This is a genomic window from Geobacter psychrophilus (assembly GCF_056821595.1).
This window is the reverse complement of sequence record NZ_JBXDTU010000004.1, coordinates 2,666,958-2,689,677: the sequence shown is the minus strand read 5'-3', so window position 1 is coordinate 2,689,677 and position 22,720 is coordinate 2,666,958. Positions and strand designations below refer to the sequence as shown.

The 22,720-nt window shown below is 57.6% G+C and carries 23 protein-coding genes; 7 read left to right on the top strand and 16 right to left on the bottom strand.

The window, feature by feature from the left end:
* The first annotated feature begins 234 nt into the window (after window positions 1–234).
* The 4 genes from ACOCF6_RS14960 to ACOCF6_RS14945 all read left to right on the top strand — a co-directional run bounded on the left by ACOCF6_RS14960 (window position 235) and on the right by ACOCF6_RS14945 (window position 6,445).
* Entirely contained in the window at window positions 235–1,797 is a 1,563-nt protein-coding gene (locus ACOCF6_RS14960) for an acetyl-CoA hydrolase/transferase C-terminal domain-containing protein (RefSeq protein ID WP_482461135.1), read from the top strand.
* 27 nt (window positions 1,798–1,824) lie between these two features.
* Window positions 1,825–3,138, top strand: a complete 1,314-nt coding sequence (locus tag ACOCF6_RS14955) for a dicarboxylate/amino acid:cation symporter (protein WP_482461134.1) — start codon at window positions 1,825–1,827, stop codon at window positions 3,136–3,138.
* 350 nt (window positions 3,139–3,488) lie between these two features.
* A complete protein-coding gene (locus tag ACOCF6_RS14950) occupies window positions 3,489–4,292 on the top strand; it encodes a substrate-binding domain-containing protein (protein WP_482461133.1) in 804 nt (267 codons plus the stop codon).
* A 77-nt stretch (window positions 4,293–4,369) separates the two neighbouring features.
* Window positions 4,370–6,445: a methyl-accepting chemotaxis protein gene (locus ACOCF6_RS14945; protein WP_482461132.1), complete on the top strand. Its 2,076-nt coding sequence runs from the start codon at window positions 4,370–4,372 to the stop codon at window positions 6,443–6,445.
* Between the two features lie 30 nt (window positions 6,446–6,475).
* Here the strand turns inward: ACOCF6_RS14945 and ACOCF6_RS14940 are convergent, their stop codons facing one another.
* The 9 genes from ACOCF6_RS14940 to nuoH form a co-directional block, all read right to left on the bottom strand.
* Complete coding sequence (locus ACOCF6_RS14940) at window positions 6,476–7,873, bottom strand: NADH-quinone oxidoreductase subunit N (protein ID WP_482461131.1); 1,398 nt, start codon at window positions 7,871–7,873, stop codon at window positions 6,476–6,478.
* Window positions 7,870–9,360: a complex I subunit 4 family protein gene (locus ACOCF6_RS14935; protein ID WP_482461130.1), complete on the bottom strand. Its 1,491-nt coding sequence runs from the start codon at window positions 9,358–9,360 to the stop codon at window positions 7,870–7,872. Before ACOCF6_RS14935 ends, ACOCF6_RS14940 begins: the two co-directional genes overlap by 4 nt.
* Entirely contained in the window at window positions 9,357–11,279 is a 1,923-nt protein-coding gene (gene nuoL / locus ACOCF6_RS14930; RefSeq protein WP_482461129.1) for an NADH-quinone oxidoreductase subunit L, read from the bottom strand. The genes ACOCF6_RS14935 and nuoL overlap by 4 nt, the downstream gene beginning before the upstream one ends.
* Window positions 11,276–11,491: a hypothetical protein gene (locus ACOCF6_RS14925; RefSeq protein WP_482461128.1), complete on the bottom strand. Its 216-nt coding sequence runs from the start codon at window positions 11,489–11,491 to the stop codon at window positions 11,276–11,278. Before ACOCF6_RS14925 ends, nuoL begins: the two co-directional genes overlap by 4 nt.
* Before the next feature lie 4 nt (window positions 11,492–11,495).
* Complete coding sequence (gene nuoK / locus ACOCF6_RS14920) at window positions 11,496–11,804, bottom strand: NADH-quinone oxidoreductase subunit NuoK (RefSeq protein WP_482461127.1); 309 nt, start codon at window positions 11,802–11,804, stop codon at window positions 11,496–11,498.
* The gene (locus ACOCF6_RS14915; protein WP_482461126.1) at window positions 11,801–12,355 is read right to left on the bottom strand and encodes an NADH-quinone oxidoreductase subunit J family protein; all 555 of its coding nucleotides are present in this window, start codon (window positions 12,353–12,355) and stop codon (window positions 11,801–11,803) included. Before ACOCF6_RS14915 ends, nuoK begins: the two co-directional genes overlap by 4 nt.
* Window positions 12,356–12,383: 28 nt before the next feature.
* Complete coding sequence (gene nuoI, locus ACOCF6_RS14910; protein WP_482461125.1) at window positions 12,384–12,914, bottom strand: NADH-quinone oxidoreductase subunit NuoI; 531 nt, start codon at window positions 12,912–12,914, stop codon at window positions 12,384–12,386.
* Between the two features lie 82 nt (window positions 12,915–12,996).
* Window positions 12,997–13,419 (bottom strand): ankyrin repeat domain-containing protein, encoded by a 423-nt coding sequence (locus ACOCF6_RS14905; protein WP_482461124.1) that lies wholly within the window; start codon window positions 13,417–13,419, stop codon window positions 12,997–12,999.
* A gap of 54 nt (window positions 13,420–13,473) precedes the next feature.
* The gene (nuoH, locus tag ACOCF6_RS14900) at window positions 13,474–14,463 is read right to left on the bottom strand and encodes an NADH-quinone oxidoreductase subunit NuoH (RefSeq protein WP_482461123.1); all 990 of its coding nucleotides are present in this window, start codon (window positions 14,461–14,463) and stop codon (window positions 13,474–13,476) included.
* A gap of 179 nt (window positions 14,464–14,642) precedes the next feature.
* On the opposite strand from nuoH, the gene yihA reads away from it, so the two are divergent.
* The 3 genes from yihA to mqnB are packed head-to-tail and all read left to right on the top strand — an operon-like array spanning window position 14,643 to window position 16,860.
* Complete coding sequence (gene yihA, locus ACOCF6_RS14895) at window positions 14,643–15,233, top strand: ribosome biogenesis GTP-binding protein YihA/YsxC (protein ID WP_482461122.1); 591 nt, start codon at window positions 14,643–14,645, stop codon at window positions 15,231–15,233.
* 47 nt (window positions 15,234–15,280) lie between these two features.
* The gene (folE2, locus tag ACOCF6_RS14890) at window positions 15,281–16,054 is read left to right on the top strand and encodes a GTP cyclohydrolase FolE2 (RefSeq protein ID WP_482463370.1); all 774 of its coding nucleotides are present in this window, start codon (window positions 15,281–15,283) and stop codon (window positions 16,052–16,054) included.
* A gap of 38 nt (window positions 16,055–16,092) precedes the next feature.
* On the top strand, window positions 16,093–16,860 hold the full coding sequence (gene mqnB / locus ACOCF6_RS14885) for a futalosine hydrolase (protein ID WP_482461121.1): 768 nt from the start codon (window positions 16,093–16,095) through the stop codon (window positions 16,858–16,860).
* A 78-nt stretch (window positions 16,861–16,938) separates the two neighbouring features.
* Here the strand turns inward: mqnB and ACOCF6_RS14880 are convergent, their stop codons facing one another.
* The 7 genes from ACOCF6_RS14880 to ACOCF6_RS14850 form a co-directional block, all read right to left on the bottom strand.
* Window positions 16,939–17,805, bottom strand: coding sequence for a M48 family metalloprotease (locus tag ACOCF6_RS14880; protein WP_482461120.1), 867 nt, complete (start codon window positions 17,803–17,805; stop codon window positions 16,939–16,941).
* Entirely contained in the window at window positions 17,802–18,260 is a 459-nt protein-coding gene (locus ACOCF6_RS14875) for a hypothetical protein (protein ID WP_482461119.1), read from the bottom strand. The genes ACOCF6_RS14880 and ACOCF6_RS14875 overlap by 4 nt, the downstream gene beginning before the upstream one ends.
* Window positions 18,257–20,356 (bottom strand): CHASE2 domain-containing protein, encoded by a 2,100-nt coding sequence (locus tag ACOCF6_RS14870; protein ID WP_482461118.1) that lies wholly within the window; start codon window positions 20,354–20,356, stop codon window positions 18,257–18,259. The genes ACOCF6_RS14875 and ACOCF6_RS14870 overlap by 4 nt, the downstream gene beginning before the upstream one ends.
* A 2-nt stretch (window positions 20,357–20,358) precedes the next feature.
* Window positions 20,359–21,042 carry a YggS family pyridoxal phosphate-dependent enzyme gene (locus tag ACOCF6_RS14865; RefSeq protein WP_482461117.1) on the bottom strand — a complete coding sequence of 228 codons (684 nt, stop codon included), beginning with the start codon at window positions 21,040–21,042 and terminating at the stop codon, window positions 20,359–20,361.
* A 101-nt stretch (window positions 21,043–21,143) separates the two neighbouring features.
* Window positions 21,144–21,707, bottom strand: a complete 564-nt coding sequence (locus ACOCF6_RS14860) for a CheB methylesterase domain-containing protein (RefSeq protein WP_482461116.1) — start codon at window positions 21,705–21,707, stop codon at window positions 21,144–21,146.
* A gap of 104 nt (window positions 21,708–21,811) precedes the next feature.
* Window positions 21,812–22,396, bottom strand: coding sequence for a Maf family nucleotide pyrophosphatase (locus ACOCF6_RS14855; RefSeq protein WP_482461115.1), 585 nt, complete (start codon window positions 22,394–22,396; stop codon window positions 21,812–21,814).
* Between the two features lie 4 nt (window positions 22,397–22,400).
* The gene (locus ACOCF6_RS14850) at window positions 22,401–22,685 is read right to left on the bottom strand and encodes a hypothetical protein (RefSeq protein ID WP_482461114.1); all 285 of its coding nucleotides are present in this window, start codon (window positions 22,683–22,685) and stop codon (window positions 22,401–22,403) included.
* Window positions 22,686–22,720: the final 35 nt, after the last annotated feature.

Here is a 22,720-nt window from a genome sequence, read left to right as displayed (position 1 = left end):
TTAGCTCAAATCCCGGGTGTACGTGCGCCCGCAGCCTTGAAATACCTACTGTTTCCCCCTCTGTCCAAACCCCGTTCAATCAAAATTCGTATACAATACATTTGCATCAAACTCCACGTAATGCTATACATAATTTAAACGAACGTTTGATTAATAACAGATTTTGAATGCGCAACTGCCTCTCGTCGCCAACAACGACACAACATTTAAATACAACAAAGAAAGGATCATTGCATGTCGAAACTACATGAAAGAATCAGAAGAACCAGCCTTCACGAAAAAATCAGGAAGGTTGCAGATGTCATCCCACTGTTCAAAAACGGAATGAATCTGGGCTGGTCAGGCTTCACCCCGGCCGGCTATCCCAAGCTTGTCCCTACCGCACTAGCCGACCATGTGGAGAAAAACAACCTGCAGGGTAAATTGCGATTCAACCTCTTCATCGGGGCCTCCGTCGGTGTCGAAACGGAAGACCGCTGGGCATCGCTCGATATGATCGACCGCCGCTGGCCATACCAGACTGGTAAGAACATCCAGGCCGGCATCAACGAAGGGCGCATCCGCATGGGTGACCGCCACCTTTCCATGTTCGCCCAGGATCTGGGCTACGGCTTTTACACCAAAGACAACGGCGGCCGTCTCGATATCGCCATCATCGAATGCTCCGCCATCACCGAGGACGGCGGACTGGTCCTGACAGCCTCCTGCGGTGCGGTCCCGGAAATAGTACAGATTGCCGACAAAATCATCATCGAGCTGAACACCTCGCTCCCCAACTTCGAAGGGCTGCACGACATCATCGAGCCGATCAACCCGCCCCATCGCCTCCCCTACCTGATCTGCCGCGTTGATGACCGTGCCGGATCGCCCTACATCAGGGTCGATACGGACAAGATCGTTGCCATCGTGGAATCGACCATGCCGGACAACGGCAGGTCATTCAGCGACCAGGACGCAAACTCCGACGCAATCGCCGCCAACATCATCGACTTTTTCCAGTTCGAGGTCAAACAGGGGCGCTTGCCCAAAAACCTGTTGCCGCTCCAGTCGGGCGTCGGCTCGATCGCCAATGCGGTGATCGGCGGTCTGGCCAACGGCCCCTTCAGCGGCCTGAATGTCTGGACCGAGGTACTGCAGGACACGATGCTCGACTTTCTGGATTCGGGCAAACTGGACTTTGCTTCCACGGTGTCGCTCTCATTCTCGGTGGAAGGCTTCAAGCGTTTCTACAGCAACTGGGACAAGTACAGCAGCAAGGTGATCATGCGGCAGCTTTCGATCGCCAATCACCCCGAACCGATCCGCCGGCTGGGCTGCATCGCCATGAACACCCCGGTCGAGTTCGATATCTATGCCCACGCCAATTCCACCCTGGTGGGGGGCACCCGCATGATCAACGGCATCGGCGGCTCCGGCGACTTCCTGCGCAACGCCTACCTGTCCATCATGCATACCCCCTCGGCGCGGCCGTCCAAGATCGATCCAACCGGGATCACCTGCGTGGTTCCCCATGTGCCGCATGTCGACCATACGGAACACGACCTGGATGTGCTGGTCACCGAACAGGGGCTGGCCGACCTGCGCGGACTGGATCCCAAGAGCCGCGCCCAGCTGATTATCGACAAGTGCGCCCATCCCGATTACCGGCCGATCCTCCAGGAATACCTGGACATCGCAACAAAGGAGTGCCTGGCCAGGAAGGCGGGGCATGAACCGCAGCTGCTGGACCGGGTCTTCAAGATGCAGGTCAATCTGGCAAAGAACGGCACCATGAAAATCGCTGACTGGGAAATTTAGCAATTTCAGATTTCAATGGAGCAACGCATGAAAGGAAAGAAATTCTATCAGGTTCTGTATTTTCAGGTATTGGCTGCGATTGTGGTCGGCGTGCTGCTGGGGTATTTCTATCCGGATATGGGCACCTCCATGAAACCCCTGGGTGACGGTTTTATCAAACTGATCAAGATGATCATCGCCCCGATTATTTTCTGCACGGTCGTGACCGGCATCGCCGGCATGGATGACATGAAAAAGGTCGGGAGGGTCGGGGCCAAATCCCTGCTCTATTTTGAGGTTGTCAGCTCCATCGCACTGGTGATCGGCCTGGCGGTTGTCACCCTGATCCAGCCGGGAGCCGGCTTCAATGCCGACGTATCCACGCTGGACACAAAAGCCCTGGCCTCGTATACCAGCGGCGCCAAGTCGCTCAGCACCACCGATTTCTTCATGAATATCATCCCCACCAGCGTAATCGATGCCTTTGCCAAGGGCGACATCCTCCAGGTGCTCTTCTTCTCGCTGCTCTTCGGCTTTGCCCTGGCAGCCATCGGTGAAAAGGGCAAACCGATCGCCACCTTTATCGATGAAGTGTCCCAGGTCATGTTCGGGATCGTAGGCGTCATCATGAAGGCGGCGCCAATCGGCGCATTCGGTGCCATGGCCTTCACCATCGGCAAGTTCGGCATCGGATCCCTGGCCAAACTCGGCCTGCTGATGGGTAGTTTTTATCTGACCTGCCTGATCTTCATCATTGTCGTACTCGGCAGCATCAGCAAGCTGTGCGGTTTCAACATCTTCAAGTTCATCCTGTACATCAAGGAAGAACTCCTGATCGTACTGGGGACCTCATCCTCCGAGTCCGTACTGCCGCGGATGATGATCAAGATGGAGAAACTCGGCTGCACCAAGTCGGTGGTCGGCCTGGTCATCCCCACCGGCTACTCCTTCAACCTGGATGGCACCTCCATCTACCTGACCATGGCCGCCATGTTTGTCGCCCAGGCAACCAATACCCCCCTGACCATGACCCAGACCATAACCATCCTGGCGATCCTCATGCTGACCTCCAAGGGTGCGGCAGCCGTTACCGGGGGCGGTTTCATCACCCTGGCGGCCACCTTCGCGGCCGTTCCCACCATCCCGCTGGCCGGACTGGCCCTGATTCTGGGCATTGATCGTTTCATGTCGGAGGCCCGCGCCCTTACCAACCTGATCGGCAATGGCGTCGCTACCGTGGTTGTCTCCCGTTGGGAAAACGAACTGGATTTGGGGAAACTGCAGAGGGTGCTTGATAACGAATCGGAATTGGCCGTTGAAATGCCCGAGTTGGAGGAAGAGCCTTTTACGGTGCTGGATTAGTTGGTGATTCTGGCGACGTGTTTGACGAAAAAGGCCCCGGAATGGGGCCTTTTTGATTGGGGAACCTGTTTCATGGAAACGGAATATTCGAGTGTCCCGGATGACCGGCATACACGCTGAACGAAGGGATTACGTCCGCCCCAACCAGGCTGAAATCTATTCAATTGACCGCTGAAATAGCATGGTGTATGTTGCATTAAATTTTACCAGCATTACCTGTGAAGACCAATTATCCAGCTGACATCTACAGACTCGCATCAGGACATATGTCGACTTCGCCGGCCCGCATGACCATTACACTCTAAACCGCGCCTGTTTATCAAACAATAAAATAACGGAGGAAAACAGCAATGAAAAAGTTTATTCTGCTGCTGGCGCTGACCATATTTGCGGCCACAACGGCCCAGGCCGAAACCATCAAGATCGGGGGGTCAGGGAGCATGATCCCGCTGCTGACGGTTCTTGGCAAGGCCTACGTCAAGAAGAATCCGAAAGATGCCGTCGAGGTTAACCAGAAATCCATGGGGCAACCGGGTGGCATTGCCGCCCTCAACGCCGGTGCCATCGATATCGCCATGTCCGCCATGCCTATTACCCCGGCCCAGGCAAAGCTGCAGGTCGAACAGTTCGAGATCGCCAGGGTCGCCGGCGTTGTGGCGGTAAACAGCTCTGTCACCGCCACGAACCTGACCAGCCAGCAGCTGTGCGACATCTACGCCGGCAAGATCAAGAACTGGAAACTTGTCGGAGGAGCCGACGCACCGATCGCAGCGCTCACCAGGCCGGAGAGCGACTCCACCAAAGTGATGTTCCGCAAAGGCTTTGCCTGCCTGGCCAACGCCAAAGAAGCACCGGAAATCCTGAACCTGCCCAAGTCGGCGGATATGCATAACGCCCTGAGCACTACCAGGAACAGCATCGGTCCGGTTGACACCATCGCCCTGGCAGATGCGGCCGGGAAATTCAAGGCGATCAAGATTGACGGAAAATCTCCTGAAGTTTCGGACAAGTGGCCGTTCATCCTCCACAACAACCTCGTGCTGGGGAAAAACCGTGGCGAGGCGGTCAAGCGCTTCATGATGTTCGTCAAATCCCCGGAAGGACAGGCAATCATCAAGAGCGAAAAAGCCGTTCCAACTGCATTCAAGTTCTAATTCAGCGCTTCAAAAACATAGGGGCTGAGTAGCTGCGCCCTTGCAGGGATTATCCGGAATAATGAGACAGGATTACAATGCATGATCTGAACAAACAGAGTGATTCTGCAGCACGGTTCCGCATGAGCCTTTCCCGCCGGTTTCTGCTCCGGCTGCTCTCTATCCTGTTCCTGGGACAATGCCTGACACTTGGCTGGTCACTGTATTTGAACCATGACATTCAGGAAACTGATATCAAGGAAAAGCTCACACTCTGCGGCAAACAGCTGGCCGCCGTTGCCGTAGTCTCGCGGGCCTCGTTTGATTTCACCTACCTTGGACAACTGGCCGACGAGCTGATCAAAGACCCGGATATTGTCAGGATCAACTACATCGACAATGGCGTCCCCATTATTGACGTATCGAGCCCCTTCGGCTCCAAATCCGATCCACTGAAGATGGAGCTGCCGGTCCTTGCCGGGAACGAGAAGGTCGGTGCGATTGTAATTTATTACTCCCTGTCCAGAGTCAACGGAAATATCGTTTCCCAGGCCACAACCTCGGTCGCTCTGACCGCGGCCCTCTTTCTGTTTCTGGTACTGTTCACCCGCTTTTTCTTCAATCGCGACATCGGCTCCAAAATTGCATTAATCAACGCCAACCTGAACCAGGTCAGCAGCGGGGACCTGACCACCCGGACCAGACTGGTGACGAATGATGAACTCGGATCCATCTCCTCGGGTCTCGATTTCGTTGTCGACTGGCTCTCCACGACCGTTACCAGGATCAAGGGCATCTCCACCAGCGTTGCAGCAGCGACCAATCACCTCTCCCGGACATTCAAGACCCTGATCGACGGCGTCACGCAGCAGCAGGTCTCCACTGAACAGGCCTTGATCTCGGTGCAGAACACCCTGGCCACCCAGCAGCAGATCATAACGGCAACTGAAGACCTGCTCGGCCTTTCCGAAGAAAGCTCCGCTGCCCTGGAGGAGATTCTGGTTGCCTCCCGGGGGGTGGTGGACAAGATGGATCGGCTGGGCATCAATGTCGACTCATCCTACAGCACCATCAACGAGCTCTCCCGGACTTCCAGCGAGGTTGCCGCAATGGCGACACGCGCCAACGGATCGGTTGAAGACGCCGACCTGGCCATATCCAGTATCAGCAGCTCGGTTTCCAAAATTGGCGCCATCGTCAAGGATACGACCCTGGTTTCTGCCGAGATGAACCGCATCATTGCCGAACGGGGCATGACATCGGTAAACGATGCCATCGACAGCATGCAGAACATTGACCAGCTGGTCGTTTCCCTTTCCAAGACCATCTCCAGCCTGGGTGGCCGGTCGAATGATATCGCCAAGATCCTTGAAGTTATCAAAGAGGTGACCGAGCAGACCAAACTGCTTTCACTCAATGCACAGATCCTCTCCGGCCAGGCGGGGGTCTATGGTCGCCCGTTTGCTGTCGTGGCAGCCGAAATGAAGGCCCTTTCCAACAAGACCGCCCTTTCGACCAAGGAAATAGAATCCATAGTTACCGCCATCCAGGGGGAGATGAGCTCCGCCGTGAGTGCGGCCATTGCCACATCCAAGATGGTTTCAGAGGGAAAGACCGTTGCCGGGAAAGTAAGTCAGGCGCTGCAGCGAATTTCGGAGGCTTCCCAGCAGTCAACCCAGATGGTTGGCACCATTCAGGTGGTGGCAGATAATCAGGATCACGACCTGCAGGGAATCATCAAGGTCTTTGACGAAATCAAGACCTTGATCAAAGAGGTTAACCGTGCAACCACCGTCGAGAATGACGGAATCATGGGACTGCAGCAGGATTTTGATACGATCCGGGAGGCGACGACAATCTCCCGATCCGCGTCCGAAAGCCAGGTCAGGTCGATCCAGCTCATTTCCGAAAACTTTATCATGGCAAACGACAAAACATACGAGATCGCCACTGCCACAAAGAAGCAGCGTGAAGTGAGCGAAGAGATGATAACGGCCATGGAGAAGGTTAGCAGGATCAGCTCGGAAACGGTCAAGGGGGTAACGGACGTAGCATCCCGGATCGGCAGCATCAGCGATGATGTAAAATCCCTGCACCACGAAATTGAAATGATAAAAACCGGGACCGAAGCAAACGCTGATCCGGAAACGGAAGGGACATCACAAGGTTCCTGAGGCCGAAACCGCCACCAGACCGGCCTGGCATTATGACAGGATAGTGGCGAGCAGATCCAGCAGCGGTGCAGGGACCACACCCAGGACAATCATCACTGCCAACACAATGGAGAGCGCCAGCATTTCCGGCAGCTGGAGCGGGCGGCCACCGCTCGCGGTCCCCTGAACAGGTTTCATATACAGCGTGACAACCACCCGCAGGTAGAAAAAAACCGCCACCAGAGCCGACATCATGCCAACCAGGGCCAGCGCGACCTCTCCCCCCCGCAGTGCAGCAGAAAAAACGGCAAATTTGGCCATGAATCCTGCCGTCGGCGGTATCCCGGCCAGGGAGAACATGGCTGTTGCCAGCACCCCTCCGGCCAACGGATCGCGATAGCCGAGGCCGCAATACCCGTCAAGCCCATCCCGTTCAGCACCATCAGACAATACCGCTACTGCCCCGAACGAAGCCAGCCCTGCAGCCGCATAAGACACGGCATAAAAGAGTGCCGCTCGATCGCCGCCGGCGGGATACGCCACAAACGCCAAAGCTACATAGCCCATCTGGGCGATTGATGACCAGGCCAGCATGCGCTTGATACTGGTCTGCTGCAGCGCAGCCAGGTTCCCGGACAGCATGGAGAGCAGTGCCAGGATCCAAAGCAGGTCATGCCACCCCCGCCACCGGAGCAGGAACGGGAACAGTAGCAGCAGGGCCACGATCGCCGCCCCCTTGGAAGCAGTGGAAAGCAGGGCCGTGACCGGAGCCGGCGCCCCCTGGTAGACATCCGGGGTCCAGAGGTGGGCCGGGACGAGCGACAGCTTGAAGGCCAGGCCCAGCAGGATCAGGCCAAGACCGACGGAAAACAGCAGATCGGGCGTACCGGCGACGGATGCCAGCTCTGTCAGTTTGAGCGTCCCGCAACCGGCGTACACCAACGCGATGCCCATCCCCATGATTGCTGCCGAGAGAGTCCCGTTCAGCAGGTACTTCAATCCCGCCTCGCCACCCCGCTCTGAATCCGGCTCAATTGCAACCAGTATGTAGAAGGCAAAGGTGAAGGCCTCCAATCCCAGGAACAGCATCAGCAGATCACCCGCTGCACAGGTTGCCCCCATGCCCACCATGGCAAACAGCAGTGTGGCCGGATACTCTTCGCCTACTATCCCGCGGCAACGGTTGTAGCCGGCAGCCAGCAGCAGGGCCACCAGCCCGGTACCATACAGGAAAGCCGAGCAGGACCGCGAAAAACGGGTGACCGCCAGGCCAGGCATGACGGCTTCAGCCGGGACAATCACGCTCCACAGCAGGGCCACGCTGACGACGGCAATCGCCACCCAGTACAGGTATCCACCCGGCCTGATCGCCCCGGTCAGCAGGCAGAGTACACACCCGGCCGTCAGGATGATCAGCGGCATGATCGCCATCAGATCGACGGCGGTCACAGGCCACCGCCCGTCAGCAATTGCACCGGCAGATGGATCATGTCCAGTAGCGGCGCGGGATGCACACCCATCCAGAGATCCAGCAGCGCCAGTACGGACAGCAGCGCCATCTCGCGCAGATCCAGATCGGCCAGCGGCAGTGGCTGGCGCTCCTCCTGAAACAACAGCTCCTGCACCAGGCGCACGGTATAGATCAGGGTCAGTACGATGCCGACAAAGGCCAGCGACGCCACCAGCGGCGCTGTTCGCATCGTGCCGGCCAGCACCAGGAACTCACCCACGAAATTGTTCAAGCCCGGAAGCCCCAGGGAAGCCAGGGAGAAAAAAAGAAAGAAAAAGGACCAGCGCGGGATCTTGCCCCACAGGCCGCCAAAGGCGGCGATCTCGCGGGTATGGGCCCGTTCGTCCAGCATGCCTGCCAGGCAGAAGAGTGCCCCGGTAGTGACACCGTGGTTGGCCATCTGGATGATCGAGCCGGAGAGCGCCACCGGTTGCCAGGCGGCAATGCCGATCGCCACAAAGCCCATATGCCCGATGCTGGAATAGGCGATCAGACGCTTCATATCCTGCTGGGCAAAAGCCACCAGCGAGGCGTAGATGATGCCGCAGATCGCTAGGGTATAAAGCAGCGGCGTCAGGATCTGGGCCGCCTGGGGGAAGAGCGGGTAACCGAAGCGGATCAGGCCGTAGCTGCCGGTCTTGAGCAGCAGCCCGGCCAGAACCACGCTGCCGGCGGTAGGTGCATCGGTGTGGGCGTCCGGCAGCCAGGTATGCAGCGGAAAGAGCGGAAACTTGATGGCAAAGGCCAGGAAGAAGGCCGCAAACAGCCAGAGTTGCGTATCCGGCTGGAGCTGGGTGACCATCAGCTGGTGCAGATTGAAGGTGGATACGCCGCTCTGGCGGGCGTGCAGCAGGTGCAGGGCAACCATGGCCAGCAGCATCAGCAGCGAGCCGAACATGGTGAACAGGAAGAACTTGATCGTCGAGTAGAGCTTGCGGCCGTGTCCCCAGATGCCTATCAGGAAGAACATCGGGATCAGCATGACCTCCCAGAACAGGTAGAACAGGGCCAGATCCAGCGCCAGGAAGACCCCCATAATGCCGGTCTCCATGGCCAGCATCAGGGTCAGAAACAGGCCCGTTTTTTCAGTGACAGACTTCCACGAAACCAGCAGGGCCACGCAGAAGGTAAAGGCGGTCAGCATGACCATCAGCTGCGATATGCCGTCCAGCCCCAGAGTGTAGCGGATACCGAAGGACGGAATCCAGGATGCATCCTCCAGCAGCAGGTAGCCGGGCAGTTGTGTCGGGACAGCCGCCAACCTCTGCCAGGAGACATACAGCCAGACCGCCAGCCCCAGCTCGACCAGCGCCACGCCCAGGGCCACCGGCCGAGCAGCGAAGCGGCTGTTCCAGACCGGCAGGAGCAGCAGGCAGCCTGCCAGGGGGAGAAAGATTAGGATGCTGAGGATCGGGACTCCTGTCATGATGCCATACCCCACACCAGATACACCAGCACCACAGCCACCCCGCCCGCAATCCCGAACAACGCCGTCGCCACCCTCCCCGTGCTCCATCCTGCCGGCAGACCACCCGCCCTGAACGTCAACCGGGCCAGACCATCCAGCATTCCGTCAATTCCGGCCTCATCGACTGTTTTCCAGAGGAATCTCGCCAACCAGACAAACGGGCGAATGAAAAGCAGTCGGTAGATGTCATCCAGCATCCAACCCGATTGCAGGAAGCGGATATGGAGTGGTGGCTGACCGCTTTCCGTCGCCAGCGAAGCAGCCCGACGATCACCGGTATAACGTGACCAGGCCAGCCCCAGGCCTATGAAACAGGCGGTGGCGGCCATGATCTGCAGGGAGATTTCCGTGACGTGCGAGGCATGTCCTAGCGGGGCGAATCCGGAAATTGCTCCAAGAAAACCGGACAGCAGCACATGTCCCGACAGGTACTCCGGCAGGTTCACCAGTCCGCCCAGCAGACCGAACAGGGCCAGGGGGATCAGGGTCAGGGTCATGACGGCTGGCAAGTGGACAGGAGCCCCCTCCCTTTCAAGGAGAGGGTCAGGGTGGGGATGGGTTTCCTGTCTTTCACCATGAAACACCACAAACAACATGCGAAAGGTATAGAACGAGGTCAGCAGGGCCGTAACTAGGCCAAGGCAAAACAACCCGCCGTAGAGCAGGCCGTCTTTTTCAAAGACCCCCGCCAGAATGGCGTCCTTGCTGAAGAAGCCGCCACTCCCCGGAAATCCGGCCAGACAGAGCACCCCGGCCAAGAAGGGCCAATAGACCGCCGGTAGGCGCTGTTTCAGCCCTCCCATGCGGAAGATGTCCTGCTGGTGGTGCAGGGCGGTGATTACGCAGCCGGCCCCCAGGAACAGCAGTGCCTTGAAGAAGGCGTGGGTCAGCAGGTGGAAGGTGCTGGCGGTCAGCGCCCCGGCCCCGACCCCCAGCACCATGTAGCCGATCTGGCTGACCGTGGAATAGGCCAGGATGCGTTTCAGGTCGCGCTGAACACAGGCACAGGTGGCGGCGTAGAAGGCGGTCACACCGCCGGTGACCGCAATGGCGGCCAGCGTAACCGTCGAAGCCCCGATCAGCGGGAACATGCGCGCCAGCAGGTAAACCCCGGCAGTGACCATGGTAGCGGCATGGATCTGGGCCGAGACCGGTGTAGGTCCGGCCATGGCGTCCGGCAGCCAGACCGACAGCGGCAGCTGGGCCGACTTGCCGGCCGCACCGATCAGCAGCAAAATCCCAATGGCGGTAATCACCCCTCCCGGCATCAGGAAGCCCATGCCGTTCAGCTCTGTGATGGAGACGGTACCGAACAGCTGGAACATCCAGACCAGGGCGATACCGAAGGCGGTGTCACCGATACGGGTGACGATGAAGGCCTTGCGCCCTGCGGTGGCGTTCTTTTCCTCGGTGTACCAGAAGCCGATCAGGGCGTAGGAGCAGAATCCGACCCCCTCCCACCCCAGGTACAGCAGCGGCAGGTTCTCCGCCAGGATCAGGGTCAGCATGGCGAAAACGAAGATGTTCAGCAGGGCGAAATAGCGGGCGCAGGAGGGGTCATCCTTCATGTAGCCGACAGAGTAGAGGTGGATCAGGCCGCAGACGAAGGTGATCATCAGTGTCAGTACAAGGGAGAGCTGGTCGAGGTACAGGGCGATGGGTGCCTTGAAGTCAAAATCCGACAGCCAGGAAGCATACTCGATCTTCAGTGGAGTGCTGAACTGCAGGAAGGCTAATACGCTGCAGGCAAAAGCACTCCAGATAGCGCCGCAGGCAACGGTTTCGCTCACTCGACGCGGCAGGTGGCGACCAAAGAGGGCGTTGAAGATGCCACCGCAGAGCGGCAGCAGGAGTATCAGGGCGAGGTAGAATTTCATGCCGTTCTTCCAAACATTCTTCCCAACATTCCTTTCAATCCTTTTTGCACCTTGTCCTCAGCCGTCAGGCATGTACTGCAGACCCGGATATTCTTGTCTGCATCCAGCACGGTGTTGAGATGCCGGTTGCAGGCGAACTTCCGGCAGCGCACGCAGATGCCGCCGCTGCCGACCGGGTTCTGGGAATTACAGACGCCACATCTCCACTGCATCGATTTACCCCTTCATCTCGCTGAACATATCCGTATTAACCGTCCGCTTGCGGCGGTGCAGGTAGACCACCATCGCCAGCGCCAGCGAAACCTCGGCCGAGGTCAGGGCCATGATAAAGATCGCAAAGAGCTGCCCGTCGGCGTTGCCCCAGCGGACCGAACCAGCGACGAATACGAGCATGACGGCATTCAGCATGACCTCGATACAAACCAGCATCATGATCAGATTGGCCCGCCAGGCCAACAGCCCCCCCATACCGATGAAAAACAGCAGGCCGGCCAGGACCAGGATATGTTCGAGCGGGACGATCATGACGGCTCCCCCTCTTTCCCACCCCCTCTCCCTCCGGGAGAGGGTGGCCGCAGGCCAGGGGAGGGCTCACGCTGCCGCCCCAGATACAGCGCTCCCACCAGGGCGAACAGCAGTTGCAGCGAGATCAGCTCGACCGCCAGTCCATGCTCGCGAAACAGACTGATTGCCACCTGGCGAATGCTTGGCATGGCAACCGGGGCAGCACTTGTGACATGCCGGGAGACGATCACGATCAGCAGTGAGCCGATGCTGACGGCCGAGAGAATGGTTGCCGGCAGCCATTCTCTCCAAACAGGCGCCAGCCCCTTCTCCGGGTGTCCCAGATCAAGCATCATGATCACGAACAGGAACAGCACCATAATGGCTCCGGCGTAGATGATCACCTCAAAGACCGCCACCAGCGGAGCCATCAGCAGGAAGAAGATCACTGCCATACTGAACAGGGACGTCACCAGGAAAAGGATGGCATGCACCGGGTGCTTTTCGGTGATGGCCAAAAGCGTGGCTATGACCGCCGTGGCGGCCAGTATGTAGAAGAGGATCTGTTCCATAATCTCAAAATTCGATAACCTTCCACCTCTACGGCATCAGGCTTCTGACATCCACTGGAGGCGTCTCCTCCAACCCCTCCCCACGCGGCTGGGTCACCCCGATGCCGGCGTGGTGATAGAAGTTATAGGACGCATCCTTGCCGCAGCCGTCGATCAACAGGTCTTCCTTCTCATAGACCAGGGTCATGACATCCCGCGTGCAGATTTCGTAATCCGGGGTCATCTGGATAGCCATGGTCGGACAGGCCTCGGCGCACAGTCCGCAGAATATGCAGCGCGAGAAATTTATCCGGAACCAGGCGGCGTAGCGGCGACCATCCTCGCCTTCGGCTGATTGCATGGAGATGCAGTCCACCGGACAGGCCGCAGAGCAGAGATAACAGGCTACACAACGCTCTCCGCCATCCGGGTCACGGGTCAGCACAATCCGGGCCCGGAAACGAGGATAGGGAGTGCGCTTTTCCTCGGGATACTGGATCGTCACCGGCTTGCGCAGCATGTGGCGCAGGGTGACGCTGAATCCGCCGGCTAAGGCCTTTATATCATCGACAACGGACATACAAATCACCATACTTTGTAGAGACGCCCTGCGGGATGGCTACCTCGCAGGGCGTCTTGGCATTCAACATTAAGACGTAGTGTCAGGCATTACCATGTTTGGCCCGTTCGGCCTTCTTCAGCAGCGCGACCGCCAGGGGGTGGCTGTTATTCTCGGCATACATGGCGGCGGTTGTTGCAGAGGAGGTAATCAGCGTCGGGCTGGCTCCGCCATCCAGCAGGGCTTGAATAGTCTTGTTGCAGCCGTAGATGGCTGCCAGCATCAGCGGGGTATGCCCGGCACTGTCGCGGGCATCAATATCAGCCCCCTTCTTGATCAGCATCTCGACGATCTCGGTATGTCCGTTGGCTGCTGCATAGTGGAGGGCGGTCTTGCCTTTGGCACTGGTAGAGGTCAGATCCGCACCGCGATGCAGCAGGTCCAGAACAAAATCCTTCTGGCCCTCCTTGGCAGCAGCAATCAATGGGGTATGTCCGTGTCGGTCCTTGGCATTTACACTTTCCATGTGTGCTTCCTCCTTGTGGTGATATATGGTTCGGACAGCGATGTCCGTGATGTGTTACGTGAGTATCAACCACCAAGCTGTAACCAGAATATTCAGAAGTGCCAGCGGCGTCAACACCTTCCACCCCAGGTGCATCAATTGATCATAGCGCAGGCGCGGCAGTGTCCCGCGCATCCAGATGAAGAAGAAGGCAAAAGCCAGTGTTTTCAACGAAAACCAGATCACCGGCGCAAACCACGGGCCATGCCAGCCGCCCAGAAAAAAGGTGGTCGCCAGACCTCCCAGCACGATGATATTGATATATTCGCCCACAAAAAACAGCCCGAAGCGCATACCGGAATATTCACTGTGGAAGCCGGCCACCAGTTCCCCCTCTGCTTCGGGCAGATCAAAGGGAATCCGCTTGCATTCAGCGGTGATGCTGATCAGAAAAATGATGAAGGCCAGCGGCTGGTAGACGATAAAGGGAACACCGGCCTGGGCGTCAACAATATCTGTCAGACTGAATGAGCGCGCCAGCATAACGACCGGTACCAGCGACAACCCCATGGAGAGTTCGTAAGAGATCAATTGTGCCAGGCCGCGGATACCGCCCAGCAGGGAGTACTTAGAGTTGGAGGCCCACCCGCCGATAGCCACGCCGTAAACGGCGATAGAGGAAAGTGCCAGAAAGAACAGCAACCCGACGTTCAGATCTGCCACTACCAGCGGAACCGTATGTCCGGCTATCGAGAGCGGTGCACCGAAGGGGATTACGGAAAAGATCATGATAGCGGGGATGGCCGCCATGGCCGGAGCCAGGTAAAACAGCCACTTGTCGGCAGCTGACGGAATGACATCTTCTTTGGTAAGGAGTTTGATCAGATCAGCCAGGGGCTGCAGAAGACCGAAGGGACCGACGCGGTTGGGGCCTTTGCGGTCCTGCACCCAGGCCAGGATTTTGCGTTCGGCAAATACCAGGTAGGCGGCCAGCGTCAGGATGACGAAAAATACCAGCCCGATCTTGGCAGCGAACAGCGCTATGTCCACAGAGGATGCCGTCATATCGACCTTCGCGAACACGGTAAGAGGGACACAAGCGGATTGTAATCCATATAGCACAAAATGGATCTGAAAACTACAGACGATTTGCTCCTGCTGCCAATAATGATGATACTTTGAAATAAGCGCTTGTATCGATGAACTGCAGGGCATTATAATGCCGCCACAAGGAGAGTTACAGCATGGATGTACATCAGGCGGTTTTTATAAAAAGCGCGGTCAAGCCCAAGGACTTTCCTCCTGCGGAGCTGCCGGAAGTTGCCTTCGTGGGTCGCTCAAATGTCGGCAAATCGTCGCTGATCAACGTGCTGTCGGGCCGCAAGTCGCTGGTCCGCACCAGCTCGACTCCCGGCCGGACGCAGCTGATCAATTTCTTCGATATCAACGGCATCCTGACCCTGGTGGACCTGCCCGGGTACGGCTACGCCAAGGCGCCACCCGATGTACGCAAACAGTGGGGTCCAATGATCGAGACCTACCTGGCCAAGCGGGAAAACCTCAAGACAGTGGTCCTGATTCTGGATATCCGCCGCATCCCTTCGGACGGCGACCTTGAGATGCTGGGCTGGCTGCAGCGTTACAACATCCCGCCGATTATCGTGCTGACCAAATGCGATAAACTATCAAAAAACGAGCGAACCAAGCAGACCGCCCTGATCTCGGCGGCCATCTCACGCGACAAAAGTCTGATGCTGCCGTTTTCGGCATTATCCAAGGACGGACGGGCAGAGATCTGGACCGAGATCCTGTGCAAGCTGGAGATCGGGGCATGACCATACCACGTTCAACAAAAAAACCTGCTTCAGCCGACGTGATGGCCATGCCGGATATGCAGAAACGCCCGGACAGCCGTCGAATTCCCATCTCCAAGGTCGGCGTCAAGGACATCACCTACCCGATCGTCGTGATGGACAAAAACCGCTCGCTGCAGCACACCGTAGCGCGGGTCAACATGTACGTCGACCTGCCGCACCATTTCAAGGGCACCCACATGAGCCGCTTTGTGGAGATCCTCAACCGGCATCGCGAGCAGATCGCCCTGGACAAGCTGGAAACAATCCTGGATGAGATGAAGGCCAAACTCGGCTCCGCCAGCGCTCATCTGGAGATACAGTTCCCGTATTTCATCGACAAGCAGGCACCGGTTTCAAAGGCCAAGAGCCTGATGGAATACACCTGCGAATTCAGCGCCTCCATGACCGACAGCCTGGATTTCGTGCTGGGCATCAAGGTGCCGCTGACCTCGCTCTGTCCCTGCAGCAAGGAACTGTCGCGCTTCGGCGCCCACAACCAGCGCAGCATCATGACCGTGCGGGTACGCTACAAGGAATTCATCTGGATCGAGGACCTGGTTGAACTGATCGAGCAATGCGGCAGCAGCCCGCTCTACTCCCTGCTGAAACGGGAGGACGAGAAGTTCGTCACCGAACAGGCCTACGAAAATCCGCGCTTTGTTGAGGATATGGTGCGTGAGGCTTATTCTCGCCTGGCGGCTCTGGAAAACATCACCTGGTTTTCGGTCGAGACGGAGAACTTCGAGTCGATCCACAATCACTCGGCCTTTGCTGCCGTAGAACTGGATCGCAGGGTATGAGATGAACGTCACATGATCCGAGCTCCCCAGGAAATGCCATGAAACCTATTTTGATCATCTCAGCCACTCCCCAGGAAATCGTACTGCTGGAATATGCGCTCGGTACCGCCGTCCGCTTGAAGACGGTTGCCTTCGATTATGCTGAGGGGCGCATCGGCAATCTGCCGGTAATCGTCTGCGCCGGAGGTATCGGAAAAATCAACGCAGCTAGCGCGACAACCGCACTCATCGAACGCCATCACCCGCGTCTGGTGATTAACACCGGCTGCGCCGGTGCCTTTCTGGAAAGCGGGCTTTCCGTCGGCGAACTGACCGTTGCCAGTGAGGAGTTTCTGGGGGACGAAGGCGTACTGACATCAGCCGGCTGGCATGATCTGCGTTTCATGAGCATACCAACGCTTGTACGTGGCAACCGGCTGTTTCACAACAGCATCCCGCTCTCCAAACATGCTGCCGAAAAAGCCATGCAGCTGGCTGATTATTATGGCGTCAAGCTGGTACGGGGCCGATTCATCACCGTCTCCACCTGCAGCGGTACCCAGCAGCGCGGCGAAGAACTTGTCCGCAGCTTTCACGGCATCTGCGAAAACATGGAGGGAGCGGCCGTTGCCCAGGTCTGCCTGCGTTACGGCATCGACTGCCTCGAAATCCGCGGCATCAGCAACCATGTGGACGAGCGGAACATGAAAACCTGGGACATTCCACGGGCCGTAGAAGCGGCCCAGCGGTTTGTCCTGAAATACATTGAGGAAATGGACCGACCCGTGCTCCAGCCGAGTGCCAACCGGCCGGTTCCGGATGAATAGATCGGACTGCTGAAATGAAGAAAGCCCCGCTTGCTGTCTGCAAACGGGGCTTTTTCTTTTCAAATCCGCTCAAGAACATCAGCGGGACATATCGGTAAAACGCTTGGTCCGACGCGACAGCGAAGAGGTATCCACCTCCGGCACTCTGGCATCCGCTACGTTTTCCAGCCGCTCATCGGTTCCGGGATGGGTGGTCAATATCCCCCCTTTTGAGCCGCGGCCAGCCTGCTGAAGCCGTTTCAGATACCCCGACAACCCCTGGGGGTCATAACCGGCAGCAGCCAGATACCCCAGCGCCGAGCTATCTGCCGCCATTTCCTGATCTCTGCCGTAGCCATTGACTACCAGCGTCTTGACCACATCGTCGATGGAGCCTTCAAACAGGGAAACAAGTTTGGCGGTATCCTTGGGACCGAACTCCCTGACGGCACCGCTGCCGATCACCAGCAGTGCTTCGCTCCAGCGCGACGATTGAATAGCCGCAATGCCGTCACGGTGGATGACGTGTCCGATTTCATGGGCCAGAACAGCAGCCAGCTCATCCTCACTTTTCAACGACGATAACATCCCCCGGGTAATCAGGATGATACCACCGGGACAGGCAAAGGCATTGATCTCCTGGGAGTCCAGGATCGCAAAATGGTACCCGCCGAAGGTCGTCGGTTTTTCCGTATGCAGCGCAATCGTGTGACCGATCAGATTCAGGTAGTCGGTCAGACGAACGTTGCGATAGAGCGGCCAGGTGGAGGTCAAACGTGCGGCAACGGCGCGCCCGACATAATATTCCTCATCATCGGCCAATGGCCGGGCCGCCTTGCCGATGCTCTTTACGGCTGAGGTTATTGAGTTGATTCTTTCAGGCGTAAGATCACTGAAACTGAAACCGGTCGTCAGCAGACAGAGCATCGCCAGCAGGGCGAACTTGACACGGAGCGCGGATCTCATGGCTGAATCAGCCCTCCCTGCAGAACAAACGATTCCAGGCTCTTTTCAGCCACCGTGAATTTCATGATCTCGTCCACAGCAGCATAATTGAGGTTCTTGCCGGACTTGCGATAACCCGCTTCAACCTGGGGATTAAAACCCTTGCCGGCCAGCGAGACTTCGTCGGCCGCCGCCCCTCCCGCAGCAGCGCCCCGGCCTGACGATGCAAAGGAGCGCACCTCGACGGCACTCTTGTGAATGCAGCCCTTGACACCCTTGGCGCTGACCAGATACCAGTCCCCCTTGCGCCCGCTTACAGTCAGTCGGTCACCCAGTGACACCTTGAGCTTGACCGGCGCAAAGAAGCGGCAATCACCCCGCACCGCATTTTCGCGGGTGGTGACCTGAACGGTCTCTGCTGCCGCAGTCAGGCTAAACATGCTGCTGAGCAGTATGACGAGGAGTGTTGTTTTCATTTCTCTTTCAAATGTATCACATTCCAGTCATCAGTCAAGGGTGATGACTGGAGATAGCGACTGCACCAGTCACGGTAATAGAGCGCCGGTCCGTCCTGCGGATTCTTCTGCACCAGCGCCTCGAACAGTTCACCCGCCGTCTGCCACTCCCTCCCATAGAACAGTGCCATCGCCCGGGCATACTCGTCGGACCACAGCTGAAGTTCTGTTGAAACAGTTTCGCGAGTGGCCAGCAGCTCAAAAATCCGCACCGGCCGTTGCTTGCCTTTGACGGCGATCAGCCCCAGTTCACGTACAACGAACCGGTCTCCGGCTTCATGCAGCGTATCCTCGCTCAGCATGATACGGGTGCCGAAGAACTTGTTGGCGGACTCCAGGCGCGAGGCCAGGTTGACCGTATCTCCGATCACCGTGTAATCGAAGAGCCGGTCGCTTCCCAGATTACCGACTATGGCATCGCCGGTATGCAGGCCGACCCGCATGGAGATCACCCCCAGGCCGCGGGCTGCAAAGCCTTCATTCACGCGCTGCAGAGCATCAAGAAACGCCAGCGCCGCACGGCAGGCATCGCTCGCTGCAGCCGGTGACGCCAACGGCGCCCCCCAGAAAGCCATCACGCAGTCACCGATATATTTGTCGATCACCCCGTGGTGGCGGATGACCTCTTCACTGACGGCATTGAGGACATCGTGCAGCATGAGGGCGGTCTCTTCCGGGGGGAATTGTTCGGCAATACTGGTGAAACCGGCAATGTCGGCAAAGAAGACCGTCACCCGGCGTCGCTGGCCGCCCGGTTTGATCAGCTCCGGATTCTCCAGCAAATGGGCGACAACGGTTTCATCCATGTATTGGGAAAAGGCGCGCCGGACAAATCTCCGTTCGCGCCCCTCCGTGGCATAGCTGTAAATGGATGCAGCGGCAAACGAGATCAGCAGGGCAGCTAACGACGGGATCAGCGCCAGGTAATAGCCCTGGGCAAACATGGCTGCCGGCAGTCCGAACGCCACCAGGGACATGGCCAGTACCAGGGTCAGATTTGCGAACATGGAGGCATGTGTCAGGACAAACCCGCAGACAATGATCACAATGACTGCCATAAAGCAGATGACCGCTGCATTCGGGATGCGCTGCAGGAAAGCGCCATGCAGCAGGGCATCCAGAGTGGCGGCATGCACCATGACCCCCGAGGTCACCGCCGAAACTGCGGTCGGCTTCAGGTCATACAGCCCGGCGGCGGTCAGGCCCAGAAAGACCTTTTTACCTTTGAAGTAGGCCGCCGGATAACGTGTTTTTCCGGCCTCGCTGATCAGGTCAATGGCCGATACGGTTTCATACGGCTTGGCCCCTCGCGGAAACTGCACCAGCAGTGCGCCTTCATCCAGAGGCAGTGCTGTGTTGCCTCGCATAAGCCGCCCCTGGTTGACGTTTATAATAGTGCGTTCCAGCACATGTGCCAGCACGAAGTGCGGCAGTGTCCGGCCGGCAGCCTGGAACAGCAGCGGCAGACGGCGGTACACACCGTCCCTGTCCGGCTTGATCATGACATTGCCGCCGCCATGGGCAGCAGAAGCAAGCGGCGCAAGCGGGGTGATGGCATAGGGCAGTGCATTGGACGGTTGAGGGACGTTTCTGATCGTCAGACGATCGAGAAAGGCCTGACCGGCATCGTCCAACACCCGTTGATTGGCCGTAGCGAAGACCGGCAGAAAAACATTGCGGCTCTTTGAAAGGGAGTCCGCCAGAATGCTGTCATCTTCATTGCCGTAGGAGGATGGTTCGGAAAAGATGATATCGACAAAGACCGCATCGGCCTGGCTGAGGCGCTCGAACAGCGGCGCATATACCTGACGCGGCCAGGGCCAGGTAACCCCGTCAACAGCCAGGCTGTCCAGGCTTTGCTGGTCAATCTGTACGACCACAATCTCACGGCCGCCCGTGTCCGGGTTGCACAGCCGGGAAAGCAGGTCATAGGCCTTCAGTTCAAAGGTTGAGAAGAGCGGAGTGAGTGTGAGTGCAGACAACAGCAGTGCCGCGACAGATATGATCGCAATACGTACCAGTTTTGAACGGCTGTCGGTCGATAGCTGGACAGCCATGGTCAGCGCGTCCCAAAGATGGAGGTTCCGACCCGCACCAGTGTGGCCCCCTCCTGGATGGCGGCTTCAAAGTCTCCGGACATGCCCATGGAAAGTTCCTCCATAATGACCCCCGGGATGTTTTCGGCGGCTATGATCAGTGAGAGACTGCGCAAGGCAGCGAAGAAGGGACGGGCAGCCTCCGGGTCGTCAAAAAATGGTGGCATGGTCATCAAGCCTTTGATCCTCACATTGGGCAGTAAGGCTACCTCGCGCACCAGCTGCAGGGCATCCGCCTCTGTCGTGCCGGACTTGCTCGTCTCTCCCGAGATATTGACCTGCAGGAGGATATCACAGCTGCTACCCAGCTTGCCCCATTGGCGGCTGATCTCCTGGGCCAGGGAAAGGCGGTCCACCGAGTGGATCAGGGCCACCTGCCCGGCGATATATTTGACCTTGTTACTCTGCAGATGGCCGATGAAATGCCATTCCACCGGTTCTGGCACCTCTGTGGATTTTACGCTGAATTCCTGCACATAATTTTCCCCGAAGATGATCTGCCCGGCACTGTACGCCTCCAAAACATCCGCTGCAGGGCGGGTTTTGGAAACAGCTACCAGACGAACGGAGCCTGGTTCACGACCAGCTTGACGGGTGGCCGCTGAAATTCGATCCTGGATATGTCTGAGACGATCTGCAATGGTCATAGAAACAGCTTTTCCTCTATCGGGCAACGAACCGCTGCAACTCCCTGTCCGTCCAGACAAGCGCATTCGCATCCCCGAAATTTCTGATTAGTATCAGCTTCTTATCCAAAAAGTACCTGCAACTTGTCTGCAATCCGGTCAGTTGGCAGTATAAAGTCGATTTTGCCGGTTTCAGCAGCCGCCTTGGGCATACCGTAGATCACGCTGGTCTTCTGGTCCTGTGCAATGGTAATCCCGCCGATCTGCTTGATATGCGCGATACCTGCGGCGCCATCGCAGCCCATGCCGGTCAGGATGACCCCGGCCAATCTGCCGCTGGCCGGTCGCGTGAGAGTGTTCATGGTTACATCGATGGAGGGGCAGACGGAATTAACCTTTTCCCCGCTGTAAAGGCGAAAGGTCCGGTTCCTGACAAGGCTCAGATGTACACCACCCGGTGCCAGGTACACCTGACCGTCCTCGACGTCCTGCCCGTCGCGGGCAAGCGCGACCGGCATCTTCGATACCCGTGCCAGCGAGGAAACAAAGGCCTGGTCGATCATCGGCGTGATGTGCTGGACAATCAGAACGGTGGCCTTCAATTTTGGTAATTGCTGAAACAGCAGTTCAAGGATCTTGAGACCGCCGGTGGATGAGCCGATAACCACGAGGTTGCAGCTCGACATGGCTCAGCAGCCTGACTGGTACGGCTCAAGGCAGCCCGGATGCGTTTGTGGCGCGGACAGGGAAACAGGAGCTGCGCAGACAGGATTCGTACGATGGTCCATCACTATGGTTCCAGGGCCTGCATGGTTTCAAGCAGTTCGTAGAGTTCCGTCATCGGCAATCCGATGACATTGGTATAGGAGCCGCAGATGGAGCGGATAAAATGTACCGCCCCTCCTTGCATAGCGTAGGCACCGGCCTTATCCATCGGGCAGCCGGTGGCTATGTAGCGCAGGATTTCACCTTCACTAAGCTCCTTGAAGGTGACCTCGGTCCGCACACAGCGGCTGAGATGGATTTCGCTGATTTTGTCGTACACGGTAAACCCGGTGATGACCTCATGGATCCTCCCGGACAGAGCCGACAACATTTCGAAGGCTTCGGCTTCATCGGCCGGTTTGCCCATGATCCGGTTGTTCAGGACGACCACCGTATCGGCACCGATAAAAAACCGCCCTGTAGCCGTAGCGGCCACGGCATCGGCCTTTTCACGTGACAGCCGCATGACATGTTCCGCGGGCAGTTCACCCGGCAACACATCCTCGCAGATGTCGGCGGGCATCACGCTGAATTCAATCCCTGCCAGGGCCATCAGTTCCGTGCGGCGCGGCGATGCCGAGGCGAGTACGATTGTTCCATGGTTGGACATATGGTCAGTCCTCGGGCGGTGCGTCAGGCGGGGAAGTTTTCTTCTGTGCCGCTTCACGGCCCTTGTGCTCGGCTTCCATATCTTCCCAATGTTTTTTCCAGTCCTTCTTGCGGACCTTCATCAGGATAAATACACCCGGGATAATGACGAGTCCCCAGAAGATATTCATCGTTGCGCCCTGGGTAATGCCGTAATACAGAGAGGCGACCCCCATCAGCAGGAGCAGTGCCTCCATCGACAGTATGCGGCCTATGAGTGATACTTCCTGACGCTGCTTGTCGTTATCCATGGATGTCCTTTGTGATGACGTAGTAAGGTCGTTCA

Excerpts from the sequence above, each read along its gene's own strand:
- ACOCF6_RS14855 (WP_482461115.1), bottom strand. The coding sequence starts at position 22,396 with ATGTCCAACCATGGAACAATCGTACTCGCCTCGGCATCGCCGCGCCGC.
- ACOCF6_RS14925 (WP_482461128.1), bottom strand. The coding sequence starts at position 11,491 with ATGCAGTGGAGATGTGGCGTCTGTAATTCCCAGAACCCGGTCGGCAGC.
- ACOCF6_RS14870 (WP_482461118.1), bottom strand. The coding sequence starts at position 20,356 with ATGGCTGTCCAGCTATCGACCGACAGCCGTTCAAAACTGGTACGTATT.
- nuoH (WP_482461123.1), bottom strand. The coding sequence starts at position 14,463 with ATGACGGCATCCTCTGTGGACATAGCGCTGTTCGCTGCCAAGATCGGG.
- nuoL (WP_482461129.1), bottom strand. The coding sequence starts at position 11,279 with ATGAAATTCTACCTCGCCCTGATACTCCTGCTGCCGCTCTGCGGTGGC.
- nuoI (WP_482461125.1), bottom strand. The coding sequence starts at position 12,914 with ATGTCCGTTGTCGATGATATAAAGGCCTTAGCCGGCGGATTCAGCGTC.
- ACOCF6_RS14950 (WP_482461133.1), top strand. The coding sequence starts at position 3,489 with ATGAAAAAGTTTATTCTGCTGCTGGCGCTGACCATATTTGCGGCCACA.
- ACOCF6_RS14935 (WP_482461130.1), bottom strand. The coding sequence starts at position 9,360 with ATGACAGGAGTCCCGATCCTCAGCATCCTAATCTTTCTCCCCCTGGCA.
- ACOCF6_RS14915 (WP_482461126.1), bottom strand. The coding sequence starts at position 12,355 with ATGGAACAGATCCTCTTCTACATACTGGCCGCCACGGCGGTCATAGCC.
- ACOCF6_RS14875 (WP_482461119.1), bottom strand. The coding sequence starts at position 18,260 with ATGAAAACAACACTCCTCGTCATACTGCTCAGCAGCATGTTTAGCCTG.
- folE2 (WP_482463370.1), top strand. The coding sequence starts at position 15,281 with ATGCCGGATATGCAGAAACGCCCGGACAGCCGTCGAATTCCCATCTCC.
- ACOCF6_RS14850 (WP_482461114.1), bottom strand. The coding sequence starts at position 22,685 with ATGGATAACGACAAGCAGCGTCAGGAAGTATCACTCATAGGCCGCATA.
- mqnB (WP_482461121.1), top strand. The coding sequence starts at position 16,093 with ATGAAACCTATTTTGATCATCTCAGCCACTCCCCAGGAAATCGTACTG.
- ACOCF6_RS14880 (WP_482461120.1), bottom strand. The coding sequence starts at position 17,805 with ATGAGATCCGCGCTCCGTGTCAAGTTCGCCCTGCTGGCGATGCTCTGT.
- ACOCF6_RS14865 (WP_482461117.1), bottom strand. The coding sequence starts at position 21,042 with ATGACCATTGCAGATCGTCTCAGACATATCCAGGATCGAATTTCAGCG.
- ACOCF6_RS14945 (WP_482461132.1), top strand. The coding sequence starts at position 4,370 with ATGCATGATCTGAACAAACAGAGTGATTCTGCAGCACGGTTCCGCATG.
- ACOCF6_RS14905 (WP_482461124.1), bottom strand. The coding sequence starts at position 13,419 with ATGGAAAGTGTAAATGCCAAGGACCGACACGGACATACCCCATTGATT.
- ACOCF6_RS14860 (WP_482461116.1), bottom strand. The coding sequence starts at position 21,707 with ATGTCGAGCTGCAACCTCGTGGTTATCGGCTCATCCACCGGCGGTCTC.
- yihA (WP_482461122.1), top strand. The coding sequence starts at position 14,643 with ATGGATGTACATCAGGCGGTTTTTATAAAAAGCGCGGTCAAGCCCAAG.
- ACOCF6_RS14960 (WP_482461135.1), top strand. The coding sequence starts at position 235 with ATGTCGAAACTACATGAAAGAATCAGAAGAACCAGCCTTCACGAAAAA.
- ACOCF6_RS14955 (WP_482461134.1), top strand. The coding sequence starts at position 1,825 with ATGAAAGGAAAGAAATTCTATCAGGTTCTGTATTTTCAGGTATTGGCT.
- nuoK (WP_482461127.1), bottom strand. The coding sequence starts at position 11,804 with ATGATCGTCCCGCTCGAACATATCCTGGTCCTGGCCGGCCTGCTGTTT.